Genomic DNA, 24183 nt, shown 5'->3' on the forward strand with positions numbered 1-24183 from the left:
TTGTGAAAAGATGAAGTTGTCAGTTCAGGGTGTCTCTGTGGTCTTGCCCAGATCAATAGCCCCATCAGCGAATTCGATGTTCAGGTCAGACGCGCGCAGGGCTGCGGCGCTGGTCGTGATCAACTGCTTGCCGCTGCGCACCACCGCATAGCCCCGGTCCAGAGTTGCGCGGTAGCTGAGGATTTCCAGCTGGCGGCCGGTGCTGGTCAGGTGTTGGCGGTGTTTGTCAATCCGAATGGACTGGGCCTGTTCCAACCGCTGGCCGAGGGATTTGAGATTATCCATTTGCCGCGACACTTCGCGTTTCAGCGGTGTTGGCGACAGTCTGGCAGCAATCTTCTCCATTTCGCCCCGGCGGCGGGCAACATGATTTTCAAGGGTTTTTGGGCGTAGCCCGGCAGATTTCTGGCTGAGCTGAACCCGACGATTTTGCACACCCCGGATCAAGGCGTTGGGCAGCTTGTCCGACACAATGTCCAGTTTTTGGCGCGGCTCATCCAGCAGCCGCTCGGGCTTGGGCAAGGCGCGCGACATATCTTTGAGCCGTTGTTTGCGCTGCTGCACCGATTGACCGATGGCGTGGGTCATGCGGGCGCCCTGTTCGCCGGTCCAGGCCAGTAGGTCCAACCGCACCGGCACCGCCAGTTCGGCGGCCGCCGTCGGGGTTGGGGCGCGTTGGTCGGATACGAAGTCGATCAGGGTGGTGTCGGTTTCATGGCCCACGGCTGAAATCAACGGAATGGTTGAGGCCGCCACGGCACGGGCCACGATTTCCTCATTGAAGCCCCAGAGGTCCTCGACTGAGCCGCCACCACGGGCGACGATAATCAAATCCGGGCGCGGCAGCGCACCGCCGGGGGTGAATGCGTTAAAACCGTTGATGGCATTGGCGACCTCGGCCGCGCAGTTTTTGCCCTGCACCGCCACCGGCCAGACCAGCACCTTGCGCGGGAAGCGGTCCCGCAACCGGTGCAGGATATCGCGGATCACTGCGCCGGATGGCGATGTTACCACGCCAATGAAGCGCGGCAGGTAAGGCAGAGCCTGCTTACGCTCTGGGGCAAACAAACCCTCGGCCTCGAGCTGTTTCTTGCGTTTCTCCAGCAGCGCCATCAACGCGCCTTGGCCCGCAACCGCGACCTCTTCGACGTTCATGTTGTATTTCGACTGAGCGCCAAAGGCGGTCAGGCGCCCGGTGACGATCACCTCCAGCCCTTCCTCGGGCACCACCGCCAGTTTTGACACCTGACCTTTCCAGGTGGTGCAGGCCAGCACCGAACGGTCATCCTTGACATCGTAATACAAATGACCTGAGCGGGCGGTGAACACCCGCCCCACCTCGCCGCGCACACGGATGCGGCCAAAGGTGCCCTCAAGCGTGCGCTTTACCTCGCCCGACAGTTCGGAAACGGTGAATTCAGGGGTATTCTGACCCGGGGTTGGGTCGTCAAACAGATCTGACACTGGGCTGATTTCCTGCCGGCTATGTTATTCTTGTTCTATACGTCCGCGCAGCATAGAACGCGCATCAAGCAAGGCCAAGCAGATCGGAGTCTCCTCGATGAATATCCTTATCCTCGGCAGCGGTGGGCGCGAACATGCGTTGGCCTGGGCGGTGATGCAGAACCCCAAATGTGACAAGCTGATCGTCGCGCCCGGCAATGCGGGCATCGCGCAGATCGCCACCTGCGCCGATCTGGACATCAATCACGGCGGCGCGGTTGTCAGTTTTGCCGAAGAAAACGCCATCGACTTTGTCATCGTCGGCCCCGAGGCGCCGCTGGCTGCTGGTGTATCCGACCGGCTGCGCGACGCCGGCCTGCTGGTGTTTGGCCCGTCTGAGGCAGCCGCCAAGCTGGAGGCCTCTAAGGCCTTTACCAAGGAAATCTGTGCCGCCGTCGATGCGCCAACCGCAGGCTATGGTCATTTCACCGAGGCCGAAGCCGCCAAGGCTTACATCCGCCAGCAAGGCGCACCGATTGTGGTCAAGGCCGACGGTCTGGCCGCTGGCAAAGGCGTGATCATGGCCTTTGACGAGCAAACCGCGCTGGACGCCATTGATGATATGTTCGGCGGTGCCTTTGGCGCGGCCGGCGCCGAGGTGGTGATTGAGGAGTTCATGGAGGGCGAGGAAGCCTCGTTGTTTGTGCTGGTCGACGGGACAGAGGTGCTGTCGATGGGATCGGCGCAGGACCATAAACGCGTCGGCGAAGGCGACACCGGGCCAAATACCGGTGGCATGGGGGCCTATTCGCCCGCGCCAGTGCTGAGTGCTGCGATCGAAGCCAAGGCGATGGCAGAGATCGTCAAACCCACAATGGAAGAAATGGCCCGCCGTGGCACCCCCTATCAGGGCATTCTCTATGCCGGGTTGATGATCAAGGATGGCCAGCCGCGTCTGGTGGAGTACAACGTCCGCTTTGGTGATCCGGAATGTCAGGTGCTGATGATGCGCCTGGGCGCTCAGGCGATGGACCTGATGCATGCCGCCGCCGAGGGCCGTCTGGATCAGGCCCAGGTGAACTGGGCTGATGATCACGCCATTACTGTGGTTGTGGCCGCCAATGGTTATCCGGGGGGGTATGAAAAAGGCACCGAGATCAAAGGTCTGGACGCCCTGCCCGAGGATGGCAGCAACATGGTGTTCCATGCCGGCACCAGGGCGCAGGATGGCAAAATATTGGCCAGTGGTGGCCGGGTGCTGAACGTCACCGCCCGTGGCGACAGCCTGCAAACGGCCCGTGACCGGGCCTATGCCGCCGCCGACGCGATTGACTGGCCCGGCGGGTTTATGCGCCGCGACATCGGCTGGCGCGCGCTGAAGTAAGCGACACCCAAAGAAACCCGAGCGTTTATCTGAACTTGTTTCGCTCGGCCGATAGGCCGGGCAGCACCTCCTCGATCAGGCGCTGGCCTCTTCGCTAAAGATGCTCCGTTCGCGTTTTGGCAAGGCTTCTATAATTCATTTTGCAGTCACCACAGCGCCACATCCGCAACCACACCCGCATGATCTGATCCCAGCTTAGGCCGCAATTTCACTGACCCTCCCCCCGGTGCCAATATCAAATCAATCGGAAGCGGGATATTTCTAAGGTTCAGTGTTGAGTACGCAGGGCCAGCCAATTGAGTTCTCGTCAATCTGGCTATTCTTTCAACCCGACCTGACCACGGGACGATATTGAAATCTCCCGCAACGACAACAGGCCCCTCTAGTTCAGACAAGATCTCAACGGCGGCATTTTCATTTTCAATACTGTCATGTGGCCAGGGCCACGGAATATGCGCCGACACAGTCCAAACCCGCCGACCATCCAGGTCAATAGGGGCAGCCAATACTGCACGCCAACTGGAGCAAACAGGATCGCCAGCGAAAGGGTGACGCGAAGCCAAGGCAATGCCGCTCCAACCTGAAAACCTGCAAAAATGCTGATGTGGGAAGCTTGCCTTTAATAGTCCAAGGATCGAATTGTTGTTGTCGGACACCTCTTGCAGCATAACCACATCGACATCCGCGGCCTTGATATCAGCAACCACAGCCTGAACCTGCGCATTCGCAAACCAAAGATTCTTGGAATACACGCGCATATCTCCACCTGGATCCTGCGTCAGAAACGGAACCGCGGTGGTGAGGATCGCCAACACGGCGATTGCGCCAAAGATTGCTCTCTCCCATAGCGACCTTCCAAGGATGATCCCCAAAAGGCAGGCAACGCCAAACACCGGCCGTCCAATAGAAATACTTTCTGCAGCCCGGTGCAACGGGCCCATAAATCCTGCAACAACCAGCAGGGCCGCAATTGATGCAAAAGCCAATATAGTTTTGCGCAACATCTCATTACATTCCAAAAATCTCCTCGAACACTGCGAGAAAAGCACGCGCAATACAACGGCACGTCGCAAGGAAAGGTGCCATTTGGTTTGGCCTCCTTTAGACTAGACCGATAGTTAGCGCCTTGCTGAGCCCAGAGTGTTCATCCACGATCCGCGCACCCGCGATCGGAAACCAGTGTTGCGCCCGGACCCTTTGCCCGCACGCAGCATTTACCTACTTGCAAATCGAGTGTGTTCCCTTGTGGAATCCTCTGTTTCTCGCGAGCCTACTTCATGCACATAGATCATCTGGTAACCCATGGGTTACCCTTCCCAAGCTCTCCCGCCCGTCGGCAGGCATCTAACGATGCCACCTCCCGTTGGGCCCAGCGCCGCTACGCGGCGATGGCGAGGAGCAGACAAATTGCCTCCTAATGTTTGCAAAACACGCCTCAAATAGGTAGGATGTTCTCAACTTGAACGCTTTTGAAATGCCCTAAATGACTACAGATAAAACACTTTTTGCTCTAAAGAAATTGGCGTTCATTGGCGCTGGTTTTTTCTTCCTAATTTGGGTTGTCGGTTTCAGCTCATCTCTCTTTGCTTCTCGCTGCCTGTCCGACAGGACAAGTGCTTCCGGGAAACTAAAGGCCTGCCAAGTGGCGTCGAGTACAACACTTGCACGGTATGTACGGATGACCTGACTGAATTTACCGCTATTGAGTTGGAACGAAGTATTGCCCTGATCGAGAATGATCGCCTGGAAGAAGGAATTTCGGTTTTCAGACAGATATTGGAAACTTCTGGGCTAGCAGGATCTCTAAAGGGCAACTTGGGAAACGGTCCTCTCGATCCCTTTTCCAAAATTATTCTGCGTCGTTTGCAACGTCTCGACACTGAATCAGCTGCATTGAGTATGCTTGCAAATGAAATGGGTTTCGAAACAGAAGTTTCCGGTGGGAAGAAATAGGGATCTGTGCCTATTTTCAATTTCTCACGCCAACCACACAGTCCCTCACCGGCAGTCCAACGCCCGCTCCATACTCGCCTGCCCATAAAACACCCCAACATCCCGGCTGCTGATCTCCCCAGCCTCCAGCCGCGACGCCACTATCCGCGTCCAGCCACTATCTACTGTCACCACCTCAGGGCCGGCGCCACAGTCGCGAATACCCGAGGTAATGAAATCCTCGCCAATCCGATGATTGGTCAGCCCGGCCTGGCTGGCTACCTCCACCAACTCTCCATCGCGCAGGCTCCATATCCGCAGTGTCTTTGCCAGATGAGGTCGATCGATATAGGCCACCTCGGGCCAGCCATCGCCGTCCAGATCTGCCGATCCAATCGGCGCCAACCAGCGGTGCGGTCGGCCAATGAACGGCGTTGCAGCATACAGCCCGCGCTCGTCGTATAAGGCAAGCCGCGCGCCCAAAGTCAGGCTGCTCTCGACCACCATCACCAGGGTCGGGCTGTCATCGCCCTCGATAATCCTGGGCTCCAGATCTTCAAAGACATGAGTTTCCGGCAGACGGATAATGATTTTGTAAGTCCGGCGACCTTCGCAGCCAGAACAGGCGTCGACATGCAGCAGCAAGGCGCCCCATTCCACATTGTCACCCAGAATTGCGTGATCATAGCGGGTGGTGGGCTCAACGAACTCTGCCGACACGATGACATCCGGCGGCGTGGCCTGTGCCATAGTTGCAGCCGTCAGCCCCAAGCCGCCAAGCCACAAGTGCAAGACCTGCAGCGCGCGGCGGGAAAAACCGGGCCAAGGGCGGGGCATCAGACGCCGCGCCACTTGCCCCAGCAGGCCCATCAGATCTGTTTTTCCGGCATCTGAACGACCAGGCCATCCAGAGCGTCAGACACCTTAATCTGACAGGTCAGACGCGAGCGGGCTGGATCAGGCTCGTAGGCAAAGTCCAGCATGTCTTCTTCCATGTCATCCTTGGCCGGGATCTTTTCGACCCAGTCAGGCGCAACATAGACGTGACAGGTTGAACAGGCACAGGCGCCACCGCAGTCCCCCTCAATGCCCGGAATATTGTTGTCGCGCGCGCCTTCCATCACAGTCAGCCCGCTGGCCACGTCCACGACATGCTCAGTGCCGTCATGCTCGACATAGGTAATCTTTGCCATGTTTCGGTATTCCCTTTTTCGGTACTTGCTGACTGTGTAGCCAAGCCCCTCAATTAGCGCCAGACCCATTTGCGACACAGGAGCGGCAGGGCTGGACTTTCGCAGAGTCTGTTCTATATTTGTTCTCAAATTCTTTCATCCGCAACCCCACCCCCACATAGCCGATAGTTCCCTCAGACCTGCCTCATGCCACAGCCGTCCCGATACGCCCTCTCTCCCTGGCCCCGTCCCCCGGCCTGCCTGATTGCCGCCCGTCTGGCTGAACCGCCAGAGAATGCCCGCATCACGGTGGCCGGTCTGGTCATCTTGCGTCAACGCCCCGGCACCGCCAAAGGGGTGATCTTTCTGACGCTTGAGGACGAAACCGGCATCGTCAACATCATCGTCTGGCGCAAGATTTACGAGGCATTTCGTCGCGCCGTGATCGCCGGGCGATTGCTGCGGGTGACCGGTCGGTTGCAGCGGGCGCATTCCGTTTGCCATGTGATTGCTGAACAGATCGAGGACATCTCACCAATGTTGGATCTGCTGCTGACCGAACAGGGTCGTCAGGACAACGACGCCTTTGCGCCGCTGCCGGATCTGGGCTAGGCTGCGCGAAACCGCCCGGCAGATCAGCCACCAGAGGCCTTCGAGCATGACCCCGATCCGACCCTTTCTTCTGGCTGCCCTGCTGCTGGGTGGCCTTAGTGCCTGCACCCCGCCAGGTGCCAACAGCGGTGGCACCGTCTCCCGGGGCGGCCAACAGGCCCCTCCCGGCGCCGCACCGGACAGCTGTTGGGGCAAACAAACCACCCCGGCGATCATTGAAACGGTCACCCATCAAGTGATGCTGCAACCTGCCGAAGTGCTGGCTGATGGCAGTGTGCTCCAGCCAGCTATATTCAAGACAGAAACCCGTCAGGACATTGTCCGGCCGCGTCAAGAGACCTGGTACGAGATCCTATGCACCCAGGACCTGACACCCGAACTCATTGCCTCGGTGCAGCGCGCCCTGACCGCGCGCGACCTGTATCACGGCACTATCAGTGGCGAGATGGACCGGGCCACCCGCGCCGCAGTGCGTCGCTATCAAAAGCCACAGGGGCTAAACAGCAACCTGTTGTCACTCGCCGCCGCCCGCCAAATGGGCCTTGTTGCCATAGAAGACTGATCGCCACACAGGCGGACCACACAGGCGGTGTAAAGACATCGCTGGATCCGCACACAAAACGCCACACACGAAACGGAGCCCTCAATGTCACTCGATCACTTACCGCAAACCGGTTTCCTGTCGGGGATTTCTGAAGGGTTGAAACAGATGCTGGAAAGCCAGGCCAGTGAAGTCCGGCTGAAATCCGGTGATGTACTGTTTGAACAAGGCGATGCGGGGGATGCATTGTTTGCGATCACCGCTGGGGCACTGGAATTCTCAATCCTGTCCGCGGCCGGGCGCAAACTGTCCCTCGATATCATGCGACCCGGCGCGGTGTTTGGCGAGATTGCTCTGTTTGATCCTGGTGAACGCACCGCCACAGCCACAGCGCTTGAAACCAGCCGGGTCCTGCGGTTGCGCAATCGCGATGTGCTTTTGCAAATTCAACGCCATCCCGAACTGGCGGGTGATCTGCTGCGGCTTGCTGGTCAACGCATGCGCTGGATGGGCAACCAATACAACGAGCAGGTTTTTCTGGCGATGCCCATACGGCTGGCGCGCAAACTGTTGCACCTGACCTCGGAAACCGGGAGCGGCAAACTGGCGCTGTCGCAATCCGAACTGGCCGAATTCATCGGCGCCACCCGCGAGGCCGTATCCAAAACACTGGCAGCATGGAAACGCGGGGGGGTGATTGAAATCTCACGTGGTGGCGTGGTCATTCTGGATCGCCAGGCCCTCAGTGGGTTGGCCGAACCCGAACTGATCTGACCACCCGATCTTGCCGCTGCCCGAAAACAAAAAAAAGCGGATTAATTCACAGGCCTGTGAACTGGATCACAGACCCAGCCCCCACAAGGCTGCACAGTGAACCCACGGCGAGGCGCGTCCGTTCCATCCCGTCGCCTCGCCCCTCCCTATAAGAGCCATGTGCCCCTCGCGCATGGCTCTTAGTCATTTACCCGGTTTGAATAATTTGCCAGTCGATCATGAAAAAGGCCGGGCGTTATGCCCGGCCTCTTGTCGTCTAACACTGTGACACGGTCACTTGCCCAGGTTCAGCGCTACAAACCGAGGTTGCCCATTGCGGCGCACCAAAAGCAACAAGGACTTGCGACCTGCCTCTTTTGCCTCGGCAATGCGATCTTCGAAATCACCAACCGCAGTCACTTTCTGCTGGCCGGCCTCGGTGATGATATCACCGCCGCGCAAACCTTTTTCCCAAGCCTCTGATGCCTCGTCGACCGATAGGATAACCGCCCCATCAGTGCCCTCTGGTGCATTCAGTTCAGCACGCATTTCCTCGGTCAAGGTACCAATGGTCAGTCCCAACAGCACCTTTTCGACGGCTTCCGGCACGGCCTCTTCTTCAACAATAGGAGCTGCAGCAGTGCGCTCGGCATCTTCACGCCGTCCAAGCGTGACCAACAGTGTTTCCGTGCCGCCTTCGCGGTGCACCACAACGCGGACCGCCTTGCCCACTGCGGTGGCGCCAACCTGGCGCACCAGGGCACGGGTGTCTTTAACGTCCACACCGTCGAAGGTCAGGATGACATCACCCGCCAGCAACCCGGCTTCCTTGGATGGGCCTTCGGGCACATCGGTGATCAGCGCGCCTGAGACACTGGCCAGACCCATGGCCTCGGCCAGGTCGGCATCTACGTCCTGAATGCGCACGCCCAACCAGCCGCGGCGGGTTTCGCCAAATTCTTTCAGCTGATCAACAACTTTGCTGACCACATTCGACGCCATTGAAAAGCCAATGCCAATCGAGCCACCATTCGGGGACAGAATCGCCGTGTTCACGCCGACCACTTCGCCGTCCATGTTGAACAGCGGACCACCCGAGTTGCCCCGGTTGATCGCCGCATCGGTCTGAATGTAATCATCGTATGAGCCGCTGAGTTCACGATTGCGGGCCGAAACGATCCCTGCAGACACCGAAAACCCCTGCCCCAGCGGATTGCCCATCGCCACAACCCAGTCGCCAACCAGCGCAGAATCACTATCCCCGAAGGTCACAAAGGACAGTGGCGTGTCGGCCTCGACCTTAAGCAAAGCAATATCGGTTTTCTCGTCGGTGCCAATCAATTTGGCCGGCAGCAGTTCTTTGGGCTGACCATCGCCGGGGAAAAACTCAATCTCAATTTCATCAGCACCGGCAATCACGTGGTTGTTGGTGACGATATAGCCATCCTCGGAGATCACAAAACCGGACCCCAGCGCCGACGAGCGGCGCGGTCGGCTGGGCTGACCATTGCCGCCATTGCCTTCGCCATTGCGGTCCTGGAACTCGCGAAAGAAATCCTCGAAGGGCGATCCCTCGGGCACGACGCCCTGTGGTCCGGTCCGGCCTTCGATCACGGTCGTTGTCGTGATATTGACCACCGCCGGGCTGATCTTCTGGGCCAGCGGCGCAAGGCTTTCGGGACGTGCCTGGGCCACCAGCGCCTGGGCCAACACCATCACCATGGTCACCAACGCCAGCCACATCAGCCGGGGGCCTGTGGCCGATCTATCTTGGCTGATTGAAACTGCTTTTGCCTGAGGCTGCACGGAGCTACTCCTTGTCATTGTTATCGTCCTCCTTTGTACCGGAACGGCGGATCCGAACCCCGGTCCCCTAGAGGCATGAATGACAATGTAGTCACTTCCACGCCTGTCGCAATAAATGTTGCACTGTTTCAATTTGAAGTGAGCGAAGTTACAGCCACGCGCTGTCAATCGGGTCGCAGAATGGGCTGAAATCCGCCCAAAAGCGACCTTAGGCCGCCCCACCGCCCTTAAGGACCGGGGTTTACACACCCAACAGAAATGCAATCCACAGCAGGATCAACCCCAGCACCATCGCCACGGCCCCAACCTGTCGGCGTTCCTGCAGGCCCAGCTGTCTCATCATCTGCAACAGCCGTTCAACAAGCGAAGGGGCCAGCACATAGGCCAGCCCCTCAACTATAAACACCAGCCCGAGGGCCAGAAAGATCATCGCCATCAGTTGGCTGCAGCGCCGCCCGAGGACTTCAGGTAGTTGAAGAACTCAGAATCTGGTGACAACACCATCGAGGAATTGCCCTCCAGCATCGACGCACGATACGCGGCCAATGTCCGGTAGAACTCAAAGAACTCGACGTCTTTGCCATAGGCCTCGGCAAAGATTGCGTTCCGCTGCGCATCAGCCTGACCACGAATGATCTCGGCCTCACGTTCCGCCTCGGAGACCAGCTCGACCTGAGTACGATCCGCCTGGGCACGAACCCGCTGCGCGGCTTCCTTACCGCGGGCGATTTCATCAGCCGCTTCGCGTTCCCGTTCCGCCCGCATCCGGGCAAAGGTGGCCTCGAGGTTAGCTTCCGGCAAGTCAGTCCGCTTCAAACGTACATCGATCACTTCCAGTCCCAGAGAGCGAGCCTGCGTAATGGCGCTATTGCGGATCCGCAACATCAGCGTCGCCCGGTCCGACGACAGGATATCGTTGGAGCTGACCGAACCCAGAACCTCACGCGTTTCAGCGCGCAGGATCGAATCGAGCCGGTTTTCAGCAACCGCGATACCACCTGCACCCACCGCTTGGCGGAATTGACGGATATCGACGATGCGATAGCGGGCAAAGGCGTCAACCTTCAACCGGCGATCATCCAGCGGGGTGATCTCCAGCGGGCCGACTTCACGGCTTAGAATACGGTCGTCATAAGTGACCACTTCTTGGATCAGCGGGATTTTGAAGGCCAAACCGGGCTCTTCTTTAACCGCGACAACCCGGCCGAATTGCAGAACAAGCGCCTTCTCACGCTCGTCCACGATGAAGACTGCCGATAGTACTGCAACAATTGCAAGCACCAGAACAGGCAGGAGAAATGTAGTTTTCCGCATCAGTTGCCCTCCGTCCGGCGCAATTCGTTCAGTGGCAGATAGGGCACAACACCCTGACCGTTTCCACCAGCAGTGTCATCCAGAATGACCTTATCAATCCGGCTCAGAACCTCTTCCATGGTTTCCAGATACAGGCGCTTGCGCGTCACTTCTGGAGCCTTGGAGTATTCTTCCAGCACGGCTGTGAAACGACTTGCTTCACCTTCGGCCTCGTTTACCACCTGAGCGCGATACGCTTCGGCTTCTTCCAGTGTCTGTGCAGACTGGCCACGGGCGCCAGCCAAAACTTGGTTGGCATAGGCGTCAGCCTGTTTTTCCAACCGGTCACGTTCCTGACCTGCCGATTGCACAGCTTGAAAGGCCTCGATAACAGACTCGGGTGGATCGGCCTGGTCAAAGTTGACCCGAATGATGTTGACGCCACTGTCATAGCTATCCAGCGTCGACTGGATCAACTCTTGCAAACTGTCCGAGATAATTCCCCGGTCGCGGTTCAAGATGGGCGCCAGTTCCGACTGCGCAATAATTTCACGCATCGCCGATTCAGACACCGCCTGAATGGTCTGCTGTGGGTCACGCAGATTAAACAGGAAGTTCGCCGGATCGTTGATGTTCCAAACAACCTGGAAATCAATGTCGATGATGTTTTCGTCACCGGTCAGCATTAGTCCGGCATCATTGCCACGCGAGCCTGCACCAATCGTCTCGGTTTGTTCAACCTTGACCGGGATAACCTCGGCAGTGACCAGTGGCCAAGGCGCAAAGTTCAAGCCCGGCTCACCCGTGGCCGAATATTCGCCCAAGAACAATTCAACCGACTGTTCTTCTGGCTTCACGGTGTAAAAGCTGGCCATGCCCCACAAAACTGTAGCGGCAATAACAGCCAACCCGACAGTGCCCTTGGTGAACATGGGTCCAGCACTACCGCCACCGCGATTGCCGCCGCCTTGACCGTTGCCGCCGCCACGTCCGCCCATCAGCACACGCAACTGTTCCTGGCCTTTTTTCACCAGCTCGTCGATCTCGGGGATTTGCGGGCCGTCATCATCGGGGCGCTTACCGCCACCGTTGTTGCCACCGTTATCGCCACCGTTACCCCGGTTGCCTCCGCCACCGGAAGAGCCTCCGCCCCCCCAGGGGCCACCACTATTGCCCGCCATATCGTCCTATCCCTATCTCGCCGCACATCGCGGCATTTGTGCTAAACTGAAGCCTCTGCAGCAATAATTCAAGCGCTGCGCACAGGTGTTTTCAGTGTCACCAATTCTTCGGACATGGTCGGATGTACCGCCACAGTCCGGTCGAAATCTTCTTTGGTCGCGCCCATCTTGACCGCGATGCCCGCCAGCTGGATCATTTCACCAGCACCCGGCGCCACAATGTGACAACCCAGAACCCTGCGATTGGCCTTGCTGACCACAAGTTTCATCAAAACACGTTGCGCACGCCCCGCAAAGGCCTGTTGCATCGGCTTGAAGCTGGTCGAGTAGACCTCGATCGGCTCCTGCGCCCGTGCATCTTCTTCGCTCAGGCCCACAGTGCCCATTTCCGGCTGGGTGAAAATCGCCGTTGGGATCAGCTCGTGATCAACCTTGGTTGGGTTGGCTTTGAACACAGTTTCAACAAAGGCCATGCCTTCGCGAATCGCAACTGGCGTCAAATTGACCCGGTCAGTGACATCGCCAATGGCAAAGACCGAGGGCACGCCGGTTTGGCTGTAGTCATCCACCACGATCTCGCCCTTGCGGCCCCGCTCAACGCCCAGCGCTTCGAGCCCCAGATCATCGGCATTGGGCGCGCGGCCAGTTGCGTACATGACCTTGTCGAACAGATGTTCGTCACCGGCGGTATCGGTCACCCGGATCTTGTCACCATCCTGGCGCATTTCGGCGACATTGGTGTTGAGGCGCAGATCGATGCCCGACTGGACCATGCCCTCGGCCACGATGTCACGGGCCTCTTCGTCAAATCCACGCAGGATCTGCGCACCCCGGTAGAACTGCGTGGTTTTCACGCCCAAGCCATTCATGATGCCGGCAAACTCAGAAGCGATATAACCGCCACCAACAATCAGCAACGTCTCGGGCAGCTTGTCCAGCAGGAACATGTCATTCGACGTCACGGCCAGTTCAGAGCCCGGGAAGTCTGGCACAATCGGGCGGCCACCCGTGGCAATCAGGATGTGCTTGGCGGTTTTGCGGCTGCCGTCGGACAGTTCAACCGTATGGGCATCCACCAGTTTGGCGCGGGCGTCGAATGTTTCCACGCCGTTGTTCTTCAATATGTTGCGATAGATACCTTCAAGGCGATCCAGCTCCGCATGCAGCTTACCCTTGAAGGTCGGCCAGTTGAAATCACCGGGCTGGATATCCCAACCATAGGCCTGTGCGTCTTCGACCATACCCGCGTATTCGCTGGCAAAGACCATCAGTTTCTTAGGCACACAGCCCCGGATCACACAGGTGCCGCCATAACGGTCTTCTTCAGCCAGCGCTACCTTGGCACCGTTGTCACCCGAAGCCACTCGTGCCGCGCGCACGCCACCCGAGCCGCCGCCGATGACAAAAAGATCATAATCAAAACCCATAGTCGTCTATCCTTAGTCCGTCAGATCAGTGAACAGGTTATCGGTTTCAACAAAGTCCAACCGGTCATGTTCCACTGTGCCTTCATTAATGTCGCGCACTTCAACCCGGCCATCGCCGTAGCCGATCACCACGGTGTCACAGATATCTATGAACAAGCCGTTTTCAACCACACCCGGCATTTGATTCATCACCAAAGCCAGCTGGCGCGGGTTGCCGATACGTTGCAAGTGCAGGTCCAGAATGTGGTTGCCTTCATCGGTGATATAGGGTCGGTCACCGTTCATGCGCAGGGTCGCGGAACGGCCCAAAACATCCATGGAAATAAGGGTTTCCTCGATCAGGGCATGGGTGGTCTGCCAGCCAAACGGGATCACCTCAACAGGCAGTGGAAACGCGCCCAGTGTTTCGACTTCCTTGCCTGCATCCGTGATCACCACCATTTGATCAGAGGCCGTTGCGACGATCTTTTCCTGCAGCAGTGCGCCGCCACCGCCCTTGATCAGGTTCAAATCTGTGTCGAATTCATCGGCACCGTCGATGGTCAGGTCCAGCCATTTGGCCTCGTCCAGCGAGATCACCTCTATCCCAACCTCACGCGCCAGTTCAGCGGTGCGGGTCGAGGTGGGGACGCCTTTGAATTTCAAACCTTCATCGCGGACCATTTCGCCCAGGCAGCGAACCAACCAGGCGGCGGTTGACCCTGTGCCCAATCCAACTCGCATTCCATCCTCGACAAAATCGGCGGCTCGTTTGGCGGCAACAAATTTAGCCTTGTCGATGGGGGACAGTTCTCCGGTCATGACGGTGACTCCGTTGGTGTGTTTTATGGCGTTATAGGCAAAGCGGGCCAAGGTTGCGAGTAGCAATTCTCCCCTATAGCCTCGGTCTCAATTTTGCTAAGTTGCTATTGAGTATTTATAAAAAGATGAAACACTGTCGCCCGCCTTCATCTTTTCATAAATACTCATCCTCGCCATCAAAAAAGGACCAACGGCGCACGTGCCCGCAACAGCGGCTACCCGTTACTGAAAGCACCTGCAAATTTCGTGTTTCCTATCGGAAATGACGCATTTGGGCATCTGTCCTGACTGACCCTGATTTAGGACTGTCGCCATGACAAACAGCTATCGCCTGCATTACGCCCCTGACAATGCCTCGCTGGTCATCCGGCTGGCGCTGGAAGAAATGGGCCAACCCTATGAGACGGTCCTGGTGAACCGGCAGGTGCAGGCCCAGCGCAGTGCAGCTTTTCGGGAGTTGAATCCAAATGGGCTGATCCCTGTATTGGAAACACCGGATGGGCCAATTTTTGAAACCGCAGCGATTTTGTTGTGGCTGGCCGACCGCCACGGGACATTGGCGCCAGCTGTGGACAGTGATCAGCGGGCGGGATTTCTGAAATGGTTGTTCTTCATCTCGAACACTCTGCATGCTGATCTGCGCATTCTGTTTTACCCGGCGCTCTATGTTGGACCGAACCTGACGCATCAGCATGAACTGTGTCACGTTCAACGGCAGCGATTGCACAGACACCTCAGCACCATTGATGCCGCTGCGGATCACACAACCGCGTGGCTTTGTGGTGATTCGCCCTCCGTTCTGGACCTGTACCTCGCCTGTCTGCTGCGGTGGATGGCTTTGTATCCGCAGGGCAGCGACCGCAGTTGGATGGTGCTGACGCAATACCCGTCCCTATATACCATGTGCACCAATCTTGAGCTGCGCCCATCAGTTTCAGCAGCCCGTATTGCCGAGGGCCTTGGCGCGACGCCATTTACCAGCCCATTTCTGGCCCGACCTCCCGAAGGGACACCCACATAATGTTTCTCTCTGTCTTTGACATGTTCAAGGTGGGTATCGGCCCATCGTCGTCCCATACCATGGGCCCAATGGTGGCAGCCGCCAAGTTTTTGGACAAAATGCGCGCCTCGCCATTTGAATTCCACGGGGTCAAGGCATCCCTGCATGGCTCGCTTGCCTTCACCGGCGTAGGCCACGCCACCGACCGCGCAACAATACTGGGGCTCGCCGGGTTTCAGCCCGACACCTATGACGATGCCAAGGCCGAAGCGGCGCTGGCCGACATCGCTGCACAGAAAACAGTGCACCCTGACGGTATGGGGCCGCTGCGGTTTGATCCGGAAACAGACATGGTTTTTGACTATGATCATGCGCTGACCGGCCATGCCAACGGCATGATTCTGATGGCCACCGATGCGCAGGGCGACGTGTCGCTGCAGCAGGTTTATTATTCCGTCGGCGGTGGTTTTGTGCTGACCGAAGAAGAACTGGCCGCTGGCAAAGACACCGACGAAGGGGCCCCGGTCCCCTTCCCGTTTCACTCTGCCACCGAGATGTTGCAGATGGCAAAAGCCAGCGGCAAGACCATTGCCGGGATGAAACGCGCCAATGAGGTGTCGCGCGGCTGCGAGCAGAGCCTGGCCAAGGGCACTGCTCGGATCTGGCAAGTGATGAATGATTGCATCGAACGCGGGTTGGTGCGCGATGGCATCCTGCCCGGAGGTCTGAAAGTCCGCCGTCGTGCCAAAGGCATTTACGATGCACTGGTGGCCGAGCGCGGCATGAACCTGACCGCCCCGCATACCATCAACGACTGGATGATCGTCTATGCCATGGCGGTGAACGAAGAGAACGCCGCAGGTGGACAGGTGGTGACCGCGCCGACCAATGGTGCCGCAGGTGTGTTGCCAGCCACCATCCGCTATTATCTGGATCACGTCCCCGGTGCGGCGCCCAGCCATGTCGAGGATCTGCTGCTGACCGCTGCGGCCATCGGCGGGTTGGTCAAATACAATGCCTCGATTTCCGGCGCCGAGGCCGGCTGTCAGGCTGAAGTTGGATCCGCCGCGGCAATGGCAGCGGCCGGTCTGTGCGCCGTCATGGGCGGTACACCTGAACAAGTCGAAAACGCCGCAGAAATTGCTCTGGAGCACCATTTGGGCATGACCTGCGACCCGGTCAAAGGCCTGGTGCAGGTGCCCTGCATCGAACGCAACGGGCTGGGGGCTATCAAAGCGGTTTCGGCCGCCTCGCTGGCGCTGCGCGGGGATGGACAGCACTTTGTTCCACTGGACGCCGTGATCGAAACCATGCGCCAGACCGGCGAGGACATGCATGAGAAATACAAGGAAACCTCGCTTGGCGGGCTGGCGGTCAACGTCCCCAACTGCTGATTTAATGCTTTCCTACACAACCGTTACTTGCATTTCTGCTCATCCGAGCTAGCGTTTGGCAATGACACATGATCATCCCACTCTTGGTATCCTGCTGATGTTGGGATTTTGTATTGTTGCCCCGCTTGGGGATGCAGTGGCCAAGATGTTGGGTGGCACCATTCCATTGGGCGAGCTGCTGTTTGTCCGCTTTGCTGTGCAGGTGGCGCTGCTGGTTCCTTTGATCTGGGTTAGCGGCCGCCAATGGCGGATGCAGGGTCAGGTGTTACAGCTGACATTCCTGCGCACGCTTCTGCATATCAGTGGCATCGGCGCTATGTTCACAGCGCTAAAATACCTGCCGCTAACGGACGCGATCGCAATCGCCTTTGTGATGCCGTTTATTGTGCTGCTGCTGGGCAAATACCTGCTTGGCGAGGAAATTGGACTGCGGCGTCTGGGGGCCTGCATTGTTGGCTTTGGTGGAACCCTTCTGGTGATCCAGCCCAGCTTCGCCGTGGTCGGATGGCCCGCACTTTGGCCACTGCTGATGGCCGTGATCTTTTCTTTTTTCATTCTGGTGACCCGGAAAATAGCAAAAAAAACTGATCCTGTTGGCTTACAGGCTGTGTCAGGTGTGATGGCTTGCCTGTTGCTGGCACCTGTACTGCTGATAGGCAACCGACTGGACATCGCCGCGCTGACCTTGATCATGCCGGATAACCAAGACTGGTTTCTTCTGATGGCCATCGGCGTGTTGGGCACCACCGCGCATCTGCTGATAACCTGGAGCCTGCGATATGCGCCTGCATCAACGCTGGCATCAATGCAGTATCTGGAAATCCCGGTGGCAACCCTGTTTGGCTGGATGATCTTTGACCAACTGCCCAATACGCTGGCCTCGATCGGCATCGCGGTGACAGTTTCAGCCGGGCTTTATGTAATTCTGCGCGAGCGCATTGCTGCCAGGCAACTTGATGTTACCAGGAAAGTGACCGAGAAATCAGCGGCATAAGTTGCGGCAGATGGTGCCGTGGGATGATCCCAAGCAACCCGGGCCCGTTCGGGGTCAAGGACACAGGGCCTGTCGCCTCATTCGACGTCCCGATCAGCCCCATCGGCGACATCTGCACACCGTCAAGCGGCCATTTCAGTCCGGTCGAGCACCCGGTAACAGCCCCCATGGGGAACAAAGATACAATGTCACCGGCCCGTGTTGGAAGGTTGATTTGCCGAGGAATATGGAAAATCAATTCATGTTCGCCCAGCAATATGCAGGGGCTGCCCAATGGCTGAACCAGCGTATTAAACCCGGCCAATTGATGGTCCACACGTTCCCCCAAAAAACCGACTGCCAGTACGACCGGAGCCTTGATATGGCGCAGGGCCTTGTGGAAATCCGTACTGTCCTGCTCGGCGACTTCAAAAATCCTATTTGGCGCCAACTGGTTGCGCACTACATTCGAAAGAGAATCCAAGTCTCCAATCACCGCCCGGGGCTCAAACCCAGCGGCAATGGCCCTGTCAGCACCACTGTCAGCGGCAACCAGAAAAGGCGCCAGGGACAATGCCAACTCCAAATCCCCCGGGGCAACAGCGCCGCCACCCACCAAAGTCACTGGCTCGATCTGGTCAACAATCAACGCTCTACCCCCAACATTCCTGCAATTTTCGAAACAAGCCACAATCTGGTCACAAAAAGATACGATCAATTGCATGGATTCGGACAGAATTTGACGCTCTGCGCCTATTATGTAAACGGCAATGGCTTTGGCGAGGACAAGATTCCTATGGTACAAAATAACAAAGTTCTAACTGTTTCTTACGGAACCTTCTCCTGCACGCTGGAAGGGTTCGAAGATTCGTTTGATACGATGAAGGCAATTGCCGAGTACTTCCGCGACCTGGCTTCGGATGATAGATATTTTGGCGCCGAGCCGCCGCAACCTGATGCTGAAATGCTGACGCGCATTGCCCAGCGCGAAGTTGACCGTCAGGTCGAAGCCCGCACCAGTGACGGGGCCGTCCATCTGCGCGCCGCCGACCCGATCCCGGATACGGTTGCCTCGCCGACTCCACCACGTGAAACCGTTGAACCACCTGTTGCTGCCCCCGCTGCCCCGCCCGCCATTGAGCAGAACGCTGAGGTCGCCGAACCTGAGAGTGTCGAGCCTGAGGTCGCAGCAGAATCATCGCCGACCCCGGTTGATACGCCCGTCATCGCTGAACCTGCCGCCGCAGTCATTGAGGCCACGGATGAAGCCTTCGTTGCTGTCGATGAAACGCCTGCCCCTGCGGATCAGCAGCAGGACGACAGCGTTGATCTGTCTGCCATTGCCGCCGCAGTTGCAACGCCCGACGTCGCCGAACTCCCTCCCGTTGAAGACATTGTAGCCACGGATGTGGAAGCCACTCAAACCGAGGCTGGCGATGACACGACACCTGCCGTAGACAGCATTGCCGCGAAACTTCAGCGCATCCGCGCCGTGGTGGCGCAGGCGCCACGTCAGGGCGAATTCTCAGAAGACGAACATGCAGAGATTTTCATCAACGAATCCGCCGTAGATATTGCAGCTGCGATGCGCGCCGATGATGAAGCGCAGTTGGCCGAAGACGACGAAAGCCACGAACAGCCGGAAATCGACGAAGCCTTGAGCCGCATTGATCAGCGTCGGGTGGCGTCATTTGCTGACCAGCCAAAAGCAACAGTTGAACCTGAGGCTGAAATCGAGGTCGCCGTTGAGCCCGAGACCGTATCCGAAGTTGAGGCAGCAGATGAAGCTGACGTCACAGCTGAGGCAGAAATCGAACCGGAAGCTGAAGTTGACGTCGTTGTTGAGACCGTAGCAGAACCGAATGTGTCTGTTGACGAAGACAGCAGCATTTTCGACGGCCTGGAAGACACTCCCGAAAGCTCCGAAACGAACGATACAGACCATACAGACCATACAGACGAAGAGGCCAATATTCTGGCCGAAGTTACCAAGCAGGCTGAGATTTCGACTTCCGAAACCGAAGCCCCCGCTGCCGTAACCCCAACACGCGCCCGAATCGTTCGGGTGAAGCGGGCGGACCTCGAACGCGCGGTCGAATCCGGCGCGCTGGAAGAAATTGAAGCCGAGGCGCCACAGGAGGTCCAGCAGGAGACCCCTGATTCATCGCTGTCAGACGCGGATGAAGCCGATTTGTTGCGCGAACTGGCCTCTGTCGAGGCTGAATTGTTGGCGACAAGCGAGACAACTACCGAACAACCGGACATGGTGGCTGAAACCCAGCCCGCCGCTTCGGCAGTGTCGCGCCCGCCGGTTAAGTCTCCGGACAGTGATGTGTCGCGCCTGATGGATGCGGCTGATGAGAAACTGGAAGACCCCGAAACCTCCTCTTCCCGCGAGACCTATGATCACCTGCGCGCTGCCATGGCCGCAGCACAGGCAGATCGAGCTGCTGGAGGCAGTGTTGGGTCGGACGCGCGCGACGACGAATACCGCGAGGACCTGGCCAGCGTGGTGCGCCCACGCCGTCCAGCAGCATCTAGGACTGCATCACGGCGTCCGGAAACAGTGCAACGCCCTGCCCCCTTAAAACTGGTGGCAGAACAGCGCATTGACGAAGCTCCGGTCAAGAAAAGCGGCCCTGTTCGACCACGCCGAGTCGCCGCATCGCAGACCGACGAAGCCGAATTTGCAGGCAAGGGTCGCGAAGGCGGCTTCGCCGAATATGCCTCGGAGAGTGGTGCTCTTGAGCTGCATGAACTGCTGGAGGCCGCCGCGTCTTATATGAGCTTTGTTGAGGGTCGCGACCACTTCTCACGGCCGCAGTTGATGAACAAAGTCAAACTGCTGGACAGTGCCGAGTTCAACCGTGAAGACGGGCTGCGCTCGTTTGGTCTGTTGTTGCGCGAAGGCAAGATTGAGAAAACGCACAATGGCCGGTTCACCGCCTCGGGCCAGATCGGGTTTCGCCCAGGTCAACGCGCCGCAGGCTAAGATCCAAGCCCAGAACAGCAAAAAGGCAGGTCTTTCGACCTGCCTTTTTTGTTTATGTTATGCCCCAATCAATCCTCGGGTGGCGCATCCGGATCGGCCTGGCCAATACCGCGAAACAGCGATTTGAACGGCAAGATCCAGACAATGCCAAGGACGACATAGACCACAAGCTGCAGCAGCACCGATTGCCCAGCAAACAGCCCGCCCAATGTTGTTGCCACAATAATATAAAGCGGCAACCCCACCAGCAGCACCACCATGGACCAGCGCCGCCGGGCCTTGTAGCTGAGACCTGATTTCTTGGTCATCAGTCTTCAAACGGGTCGGTGACCAGAATGGTATCCTCCCGCTCCGGGCTGGTGGACAGCATCGCAACCGGACAGCCGATCAACTCTTCGACGCGGCGGACGTATTTGATTGCATTGGCCGGCAGATCCGCCCAGCTGCGCGCGCCTTCGGTGCTTTCGCTCCAGCCCGGCATTTCTTCATAGACCGGGGTGCAACGGGACTGTTGGTCCGCAGCCGTCGGCAGATAGTCCAGCGCCTTGCCGTCCAGCTCGTAACCGGTGCAGATCTTCAGAGTTTCAAAGCCGTCCAACACGTCGAGCTTGGTAAAGGCGATGCCATTGACGCCGCTGGTGGCACAGGTCTGGCGCACCAGAACCGCGTCGAACCAGCCACAGCGCCGCTGACGTCCGGTATTGGTGCCAAACTCATGGCCGCGCTCGCCCAGACGTTGGCCATCGGCGTCGTTCAACTCGGCAGGGAACGGGCCCTCGCCGACTCGGGTGGTATAGGCTTTGACGATGCCCAGTACAAAATCGATGGCGCCTGGTCCCATGCCGGTGCCCGTCGCAGCCTGACCGGCAATGACGTTCGATGAGGTCACAAAGGGATAGGTGCCAAAATCGATATCCAGCAACGCGCCCTGGGCGCCTTCAAACAGGATCCGTTTACCGGCCTTGCGCTTGTCGTTCAGCACTTTCCAGACCGGAGCGGCATATTTCAGGATTTCGGGTGCGATCTCTTTGAGCTGTGCAATCAACGCATCGCGGTCGACGGCTTCGATTCCCAGACCTTTGCGCAAGGGGTCGTGATGCTGCAGGGCACGATCGACGCGGGCTTCGAGTGTGGCCTCATCTGCCAGATCAGCGACCCGGATCGAGCGGCGGCCGACCTTGTCCTCATAGGCCGGGCCGATGCCGCGGCCGGTGGTGCCGATCTTGGTGCCCTTGCTGGCAGCTTCTTCGCGGGCGCGGTCAAGTTCGCCGTGAATGGGCAGGATCAGCGGCGTGTTTTCAGCGATCATCAGGGTTTCAGGGCTGACGGTTACGCCCTGCTTCTGGATGCCCGCGATCTCGTTCAGCAGGTGCCAGGGGTCCAGCACCACGCCATTGCCGATCACGCTCAGCTTGCCGCCACGGACAATGCCAGACGGCAGGGCCGCGAGTTTGAAGACCTCGCCGTCGATGACCAGTGTATGGCCCGCGTTATGACCACCCTGGAAGCGCGCGATAACATCGGCGCGCTCGCTGAGCCAGTCTACGATCTTGCCTTTTCCCTCGTCACCCCATTGGGCGCCGACTACGACGACATTGGCCATATCTGGTCCTTTGTATTTACCTGAAACCGGCCCCCCTATAGCGGCGCAATGAGGTCAGTGGAACCACAAATTCGTCGCAGGGCGGGATGGGACGGCACATTCCTTGAAAACAAGTGCGAAAAGCGGTGCATGCAGGCACACAGCCGACGCGGACTAGGAATCGGACAGTCGCACGACCGCCCCATGCGGTGTGTCCAGATAGGCGCGTTCCCAGTCATTGCGGAGCTGGTCAACCTCGGGGCCGGGTGCAGCACCGGTTTCTGCCAGAATCAGTTCGAGGGTTTCCAGCCAAGCGTGGAAGTAATCGTCGCCACCATCCAGATCCTTATCAACACCATGCTGCGCCAGAACCGTGGAAAACCGAGCCACCCAGTCAGACCAGGTAAAATCCCCATTCTCGTTCAGGGTGACCGTCAGCCCAAACACCTGCGCGTGCCAGGGCTGTTGGAACACTGGCTCGGGGGCATATGCTGGGAGACAGGCGCTCATAGGGGCTCCAGATAGCTTTGCCACAGGTCAAGAATAACCTGATCGTCACGGTGTTCCGGATGGGCCCAAAGCTCACTTGCGGCAAAGCGCACCGCATAGAGCGGTTCAGGGGCTTCGCCAAGATCATGGGCATTGCTGTCAGGCAGAACATGGGTGCCGTGCAGGCGATGAATATAACCACGTGCGCCTGCCGCATAGACCGGGAGCCGGGTGTGGCCGCCATCGACCAGACCACTTTCGGCTGGATGGCGGCAGCGCACAGCCTGTCCGGCTGAAAACTTTGGTGCAGTATCACTGTCCCGGTTCGCAGGCCCACCCTGGGCCAGAACCGCTACAACAGCCTCCGCCTTTAGCATTCTGCCGGCAAGAGGATGCACTGTGTCGTCGCCCTGCCCGGTCTTTGTCCCTTGGTCCGACAGATCAGCCCTAGTCAGCACGCCGCGTTCGACCAGTAGGTCTGTCAACGCCGAGATCCAGATCTCGTAGTAGGAGAACCCGGTGTAATCCTGCGGCGACAGCCGCTCGCGGGCGTGGCGAGAGATGTCGATGTTCCATTGCCCCAAGGCGCCGCAGGCCAGCGTCACCGCCAGTGCGCGGGCGTGCCAATCGGCGGTAAAGACCGGCCCCTCAGCAGGGTCAGGGATCACGGGGCCATCTCCGAATCGCCCCCCCATGTCGTGAACCCGCGTCATTTGGGGGCCTGCGACGGGCACTGGACAAGCGCCGTGCCGATCATGCTGTCGCGGGTGACAAGCGCCGCCAAAGCCTCGATATCCAGACCTTCGGTACCAGCCGGGCGCATTGGGATCACCAGATAGCGGACCTCGGCGGTGGAATCCCAGACGCGGACGGCGGTGTCTTGCGGCAGGGTGACACCAAAATCAGCCAGGACCTTGCGCGGTTCACGGACGACACGGGCCCGGTAAGCATCTGATTTATACCAGGCGGGCGGAATACCCAGCAGTGGCCACGGGTAACAACTGCACAGGGTACAGACGATCATATTGTGCAGGCTGGGCGTGTTTTCCACCACAACCATATGTTCGCCCTGACGGCCAAAATACCCCAGATCACTGACCGCTGCCGTTGCATCCTGCAGCAAGGCTGCACGGAAGCCGGGATCGCTCCAGGCGCGGGCCACCACTTTGGCGCCATTCTGCGGGCCAATCTTATTTTGATAGGTGTCGATAATCTCGTTCAGGGCGGCCGGATCGATCAGCCCCTTACGGGTAAGAATCGTTTCAAGCGCCTTGACCCGCAAAGCGGGATCCGGGGGCAAAAGGGCATGTGCGTGGTCGCTGTGATCATGTGGCATGGGCCCAGAGTGCGAATTTGATCGCGCCCTGTCCAGCCCCATTGCCCTCTGTGAACAAAAGGAAAGAACGTT

At 58.3% G+C, this 24183-nt stretch carries 24 protein-coding genes; 8 read left to right on the forward strand and 16 right to left on the reverse strand.

The window, feature by feature from the left end; all coding sequences use genetic code 11:
- Nucleotides 1-24 precede the first annotated feature (24 nt).
- Nucleotides 25-1464, reverse strand: coding sequence for an exodeoxyribonuclease VII large subunit (xseA, locus tag EBB79_RS15110; protein WP_127749662.1), 1440 nt, complete (start codon nt 1462-1464; stop codon nt 25-27).
- 97 nt (nt 1465-1561) lie between these two features.
- Between xseA and purD the strand changes: the two genes are divergently transcribed.
- On the forward strand, nt 1562-2827 hold the full coding sequence (gene purD / locus EBB79_RS15115) for a phosphoribosylamine--glycine ligase (RefSeq protein ID WP_127749663.1): 1266 nt from the start codon (nt 1562-1564) through the stop codon (nt 2825-2827).
- 146 nt (nt 2828-2973) lie between these two features.
- On the opposite strand, the gene EBB79_RS15120 is transcribed toward purD, so the two are convergent.
- The 3 genes from EBB79_RS15120 to EBB79_RS15130 all read right to left on the reverse strand — a co-directional run bounded on the left by EBB79_RS15120 (nt 2974) and on the right by EBB79_RS15130 (nt 5952).
- A complete protein-coding gene (locus EBB79_RS15120) occupies nt 2974-3831 on the reverse strand; it encodes an endonuclease/exonuclease/phosphatase family protein (protein ID WP_127749664.1) in 858 nt (285 codons plus the stop codon).
- Nucleotides 3832-4825: 994 nt separating this feature from the next.
- A complete protein-coding gene (locus EBB79_RS15125) occupies nt 4826-5629 on the reverse strand; it encodes a VCBS repeat-containing protein (protein ID WP_127749665.1) in 804 nt (267 codons plus the stop codon).
- Nucleotides 5629-5952 carry a 2Fe-2S iron-sulfur cluster-binding protein gene (locus EBB79_RS15130; protein WP_127749666.1) on the reverse strand — a complete coding sequence of 108 codons (324 nt, stop codon included), beginning with the start codon at nt 5950-5952 and terminating at the stop codon, nt 5629-5631. Before EBB79_RS15130 ends, EBB79_RS15125 begins: the two co-directional genes overlap by 1 nt.
- Nucleotides 5953-6138: 186 nt before the next feature.
- On the opposite strand from EBB79_RS15130, the gene EBB79_RS15135 reads away from it, so the two are divergent.
- The 3 genes from EBB79_RS15135 to EBB79_RS15145 all read left to right on the forward strand — a co-directional run bounded on the left by EBB79_RS15135 (nt 6139) and on the right by EBB79_RS15145 (nt 7858).
- Nucleotides 6139-6543, forward strand: coding sequence for an OB-fold nucleic acid binding domain-containing protein (locus tag EBB79_RS15135; RefSeq protein WP_127749667.1), 405 nt, complete (start codon nt 6139-6141; stop codon nt 6541-6543).
- A gap of 46 nt (nt 6544-6589) precedes the next feature.
- A complete protein-coding gene (locus EBB79_RS15140; protein ID WP_127749668.1) occupies nt 6590-7105 on the forward strand; it encodes a peptidoglycan-binding domain-containing protein in 516 nt (171 codons plus the stop codon).
- 84 nt (nt 7106-7189) lie between these two features.
- Complete coding sequence (locus EBB79_RS15145; protein WP_127749669.1) at nt 7190-7858, forward strand: Crp/Fnr family transcriptional regulator; 669 nt, start codon at nt 7190-7192, stop codon at nt 7856-7858.
- A 273-nt stretch (nt 7859-8131) separates the two neighbouring features.
- Here the strand turns inward: EBB79_RS15145 and EBB79_RS15150 are convergent, their stop codons facing one another.
- The 6 genes from EBB79_RS15150 to rpiA all read right to left on the reverse strand — a co-directional run bounded on the left by EBB79_RS15150 (nt 8132) and on the right by rpiA (nt 14345).
- A complete protein-coding gene (locus tag EBB79_RS15150) occupies nt 8132-9661 on the reverse strand; it encodes a Do family serine endopeptidase (protein WP_127749670.1) in 1530 nt (509 codons plus the stop codon).
- A 223-nt stretch (nt 9662-9884) separates the two neighbouring features.
- Nucleotides 9885-10079, reverse strand: a complete 195-nt coding sequence (locus EBB79_RS15155; protein WP_127749671.1) for a DUF2065 domain-containing protein — start codon at nt 10077-10079, stop codon at nt 9885-9887.
- The gene (gene hflC, locus EBB79_RS15160; protein WP_127749672.1) at nt 10079-10957 is read right to left on the reverse strand and encodes a protease modulator HflC; all 879 of its coding nucleotides are present in this window, start codon (nt 10955-10957) and stop codon (nt 10079-10081) included. The genes EBB79_RS15155 and hflC overlap by 1 nt, the downstream gene beginning before the upstream one ends.
- Entirely contained in the window at nt 10957-12117 is a 1161-nt protein-coding gene (hflK, locus tag EBB79_RS15165) for an FtsH protease activity modulator HflK (RefSeq protein ID WP_127749673.1), read from the reverse strand. The genes hflC and hflK overlap by 1 nt, the downstream gene beginning before the upstream one ends.
- Before the next feature lie 68 nt (nt 12118-12185).
- Nucleotides 12186-13544, reverse strand: a complete 1359-nt coding sequence (gene gor / locus EBB79_RS15170) for a glutathione-disulfide reductase (protein WP_127749674.1) — start codon at nt 13542-13544, stop codon at nt 12186-12188.
- Between the two features lie 12 nt (nt 13545-13556).
- Nucleotides 13557-14345 (reverse strand): ribose-5-phosphate isomerase RpiA, encoded by a 789-nt coding sequence (gene rpiA, locus EBB79_RS15175; RefSeq protein ID WP_127751023.1) that lies wholly within the window; start codon nt 14343-14345, stop codon nt 13557-13559.
- Nucleotides 14346-14658: 313 nt separating this feature from the next.
- Here rpiA and EBB79_RS15180 point away from each other — a divergent pair, with 313 nt between their 5' ends.
- From EBB79_RS15180 to EBB79_RS15190, 3 genes are all read left to right on the forward strand, one after another.
- Nucleotides 14659-15366, forward strand: a complete 708-nt coding sequence (locus EBB79_RS15180; protein ID WP_127749675.1) for a glutathione S-transferase family protein — start codon at nt 14659-14661, stop codon at nt 15364-15366.
- The gene (locus tag EBB79_RS15185; RefSeq protein WP_127749676.1) at nt 15366-16739 is read left to right on the forward strand and encodes an L-serine ammonia-lyase; all 1374 of its coding nucleotides are present in this window, start codon (nt 15366-15368) and stop codon (nt 16737-16739) included. Before EBB79_RS15180 ends, EBB79_RS15185 begins: the two co-directional genes overlap by 1 nt.
- Nucleotides 16740-16800: 61 nt before the next feature.
- Entirely contained in the window at nt 16801-17733 is a 933-nt protein-coding gene (locus EBB79_RS15190) for a DMT family transporter (protein WP_127749677.1), read from the forward strand.
- Here the strand turns inward: EBB79_RS15190 and EBB79_RS15195 are convergent.
- Nucleotides 17699-18361, reverse strand: a complete 663-nt coding sequence (locus EBB79_RS15195; RefSeq protein WP_238704924.1) for a thiamine diphosphokinase — start codon at nt 18359-18361, stop codon at nt 17699-17701. The two genes, EBB79_RS15190 and EBB79_RS15195, sit on opposite strands and share 35 nt — an antisense overlap.
- Nucleotides 18362-18430: 69 nt before the next feature.
- Here EBB79_RS15195 and EBB79_RS15200 point away from each other — a divergent pair, with 69 nt between their 5' ends.
- Complete coding sequence (locus EBB79_RS15200) at nt 18431-20704, forward strand: chemotaxis protein CheA (RefSeq protein ID WP_338045764.1); 2274 nt, start codon at nt 18431-18433, stop codon at nt 20702-20704.
- Between the two features lie 68 nt (nt 20705-20772).
- Here EBB79_RS15200 and EBB79_RS15205 read toward each other — a convergent pair whose 3' ends face one another.
- The 5 genes from EBB79_RS15205 to nthA all read right to left on the reverse strand — a co-directional run bounded on the left by EBB79_RS15205 (nt 20773) and on the right by nthA (nt 24111).
- Nucleotides 20773-21012, reverse strand: coding sequence for a DUF2842 domain-containing protein (locus EBB79_RS15205; protein WP_127749680.1), 240 nt, complete (start codon nt 21010-21012; stop codon nt 20773-20775).
- Nucleotides 21012-22307: an adenylosuccinate synthase gene (locus tag EBB79_RS15210; protein WP_127749681.1), complete on the reverse strand. Its 1296-nt coding sequence runs from the start codon at nt 22305-22307 to the stop codon at nt 21012-21014. The genes EBB79_RS15205 and EBB79_RS15210 overlap by 1 nt, the downstream gene beginning before the upstream one ends.
- 153 nt (nt 22308-22460) lie before the next feature.
- Nucleotides 22461-22796 (reverse strand): nitrile hydratase accessory protein, encoded by a 336-nt coding sequence (locus EBB79_RS15215; RefSeq protein ID WP_127749682.1) that lies wholly within the window; start codon nt 22794-22796, stop codon nt 22461-22463.
- Entirely contained in the window at nt 22793-23488 is a 696-nt protein-coding gene (gene nthB / locus EBB79_RS15220; protein WP_127749683.1) for a nitrile hydratase subunit beta, read from the reverse strand. The genes EBB79_RS15215 and nthB overlap by 4 nt, the downstream gene beginning before the upstream one ends.
- Entirely contained in the window at nt 23485-24111 is a 627-nt protein-coding gene (gene nthA / locus EBB79_RS15225) for a nitrile hydratase subunit alpha (RefSeq protein ID WP_127749684.1), read from the reverse strand. Before nthA ends, nthB begins: the two co-directional genes overlap by 4 nt.
- Between the last annotated feature and the right edge of the window lie 72 nt (nt 24112-24183).

Source organism: Parasedimentitalea marina (assembly GCF_004006175.1).
Classification (GTDB): Bacteria; Pseudomonadota; Alphaproteobacteria; order Rhodobacterales; family Rhodobacteraceae; genus Parasedimentitalea; species Parasedimentitalea marina.

Excerpts from the sequence above, each read along its gene's own strand:
- purD (WP_127749663.1), top strand. The coding sequence starts at position 1,562 with ATGAATATCCTTATCCTCGGCAGCGGTGGGCGCGAACATGCGTTGGCC.
- EBB79_RS15120 (WP_127749664.1), bottom strand. The coding sequence starts at position 3,831 with ATGTTGCGCAAAACTATATTGGCTTTTGCATCAATTGCGGCCCTGCTG.
- EBB79_RS15125 (WP_127749665.1), bottom strand. The coding sequence starts at position 5,629 with ATGGGCCTGCTGGGGCAAGTGGCGCGGCGTCTGATGCCCCGCCCTTGG.
- EBB79_RS15130 (WP_127749666.1), bottom strand. The coding sequence starts at position 5,952 with ATGGCAAAGATTACCTATGTCGAGCATGACGGCACTGAGCATGTCGTG.
- EBB79_RS15135 (WP_127749667.1), top strand. The coding sequence starts at position 6,139 with ATGCCACAGCCGTCCCGATACGCCCTCTCTCCCTGGCCCCGTCCCCCG.
- EBB79_RS15140 (WP_127749668.1), top strand. The coding sequence starts at position 6,590 with ATGACCCCGATCCGACCCTTTCTTCTGGCTGCCCTGCTGCTGGGTGGC.
- EBB79_RS15145 (WP_127749669.1), top strand. The coding sequence starts at position 7,190 with ATGTCACTCGATCACTTACCGCAAACCGGTTTCCTGTCGGGGATTTCT.
- EBB79_RS15150 (WP_127749670.1), bottom strand. The coding sequence starts at position 9,661 with ATGACAAGGAGTAGCTCCGTGCAGCCTCAGGCAAAAGCAGTTTCAATC.
- EBB79_RS15155 (WP_127749671.1), bottom strand. The coding sequence starts at position 10,079 with ATGGCGATGATCTTTCTGGCCCTCGGGCTGGTGTTTATAGTTGAGGGG.
- hflC (WP_127749672.1), bottom strand. The coding sequence starts at position 10,957 with ATGCGGAAAACTACATTTCTCCTGCCTGTTCTGGTGCTTGCAATTGTT.
- hflK (WP_127749673.1), bottom strand. The coding sequence starts at position 12,117 with ATGGCGGGCAATAGTGGTGGCCCCTGGGGGGGCGGAGGCTCTTCCGGT.
- gor (WP_127749674.1), bottom strand. The coding sequence starts at position 13,544 with ATGGGTTTTGATTATGATCTTTTTGTCATCGGCGGCGGCTCGGGTGGC.
- rpiA (WP_127751023.1), bottom strand. The coding sequence starts at position 14,345 with ATGACCGGAGAACTGTCCCCCATCGACAAGGCTAAATTTGTTGCCGCC.
- EBB79_RS15180 (WP_127749675.1), top strand. The coding sequence starts at position 14,659 with ATGACAAACAGCTATCGCCTGCATTACGCCCCTGACAATGCCTCGCTG.
- EBB79_RS15185 (WP_127749676.1), top strand. The coding sequence starts at position 15,366 with ATGTTTCTCTCTGTCTTTGACATGTTCAAGGTGGGTATCGGCCCATCG.
- EBB79_RS15190 (WP_127749677.1), top strand. The coding sequence starts at position 16,801 with ATGACACATGATCATCCCACTCTTGGTATCCTGCTGATGTTGGGATTT.
- EBB79_RS15205 (WP_127749680.1), bottom strand. The coding sequence starts at position 21,012 with ATGACCAAGAAATCAGGTCTCAGCTACAAGGCCCGGCGGCGCTGGTCC.
- EBB79_RS15210 (WP_127749681.1), bottom strand. The coding sequence starts at position 22,307 with ATGGCCAATGTCGTCGTAGTCGGCGCCCAATGGGGTGACGAGGGAAAA.
- EBB79_RS15215 (WP_127749682.1), bottom strand. The coding sequence starts at position 22,796 with ATGAGCGCCTGTCTCCCAGCATATGCCCCCGAGCCAGTGTTCCAACAG.
- nthB (WP_127749683.1), bottom strand. The coding sequence starts at position 23,488 with ATGACGCGGGTTCACGACATGGGGGGGCGATTCGGAGATGGCCCCGTG.
- nthA (WP_127749684.1), bottom strand. The coding sequence starts at position 24,111 with ATGCCACATGATCACAGCGACCACGCACATGCCCTTTTGCCCCCGGAT.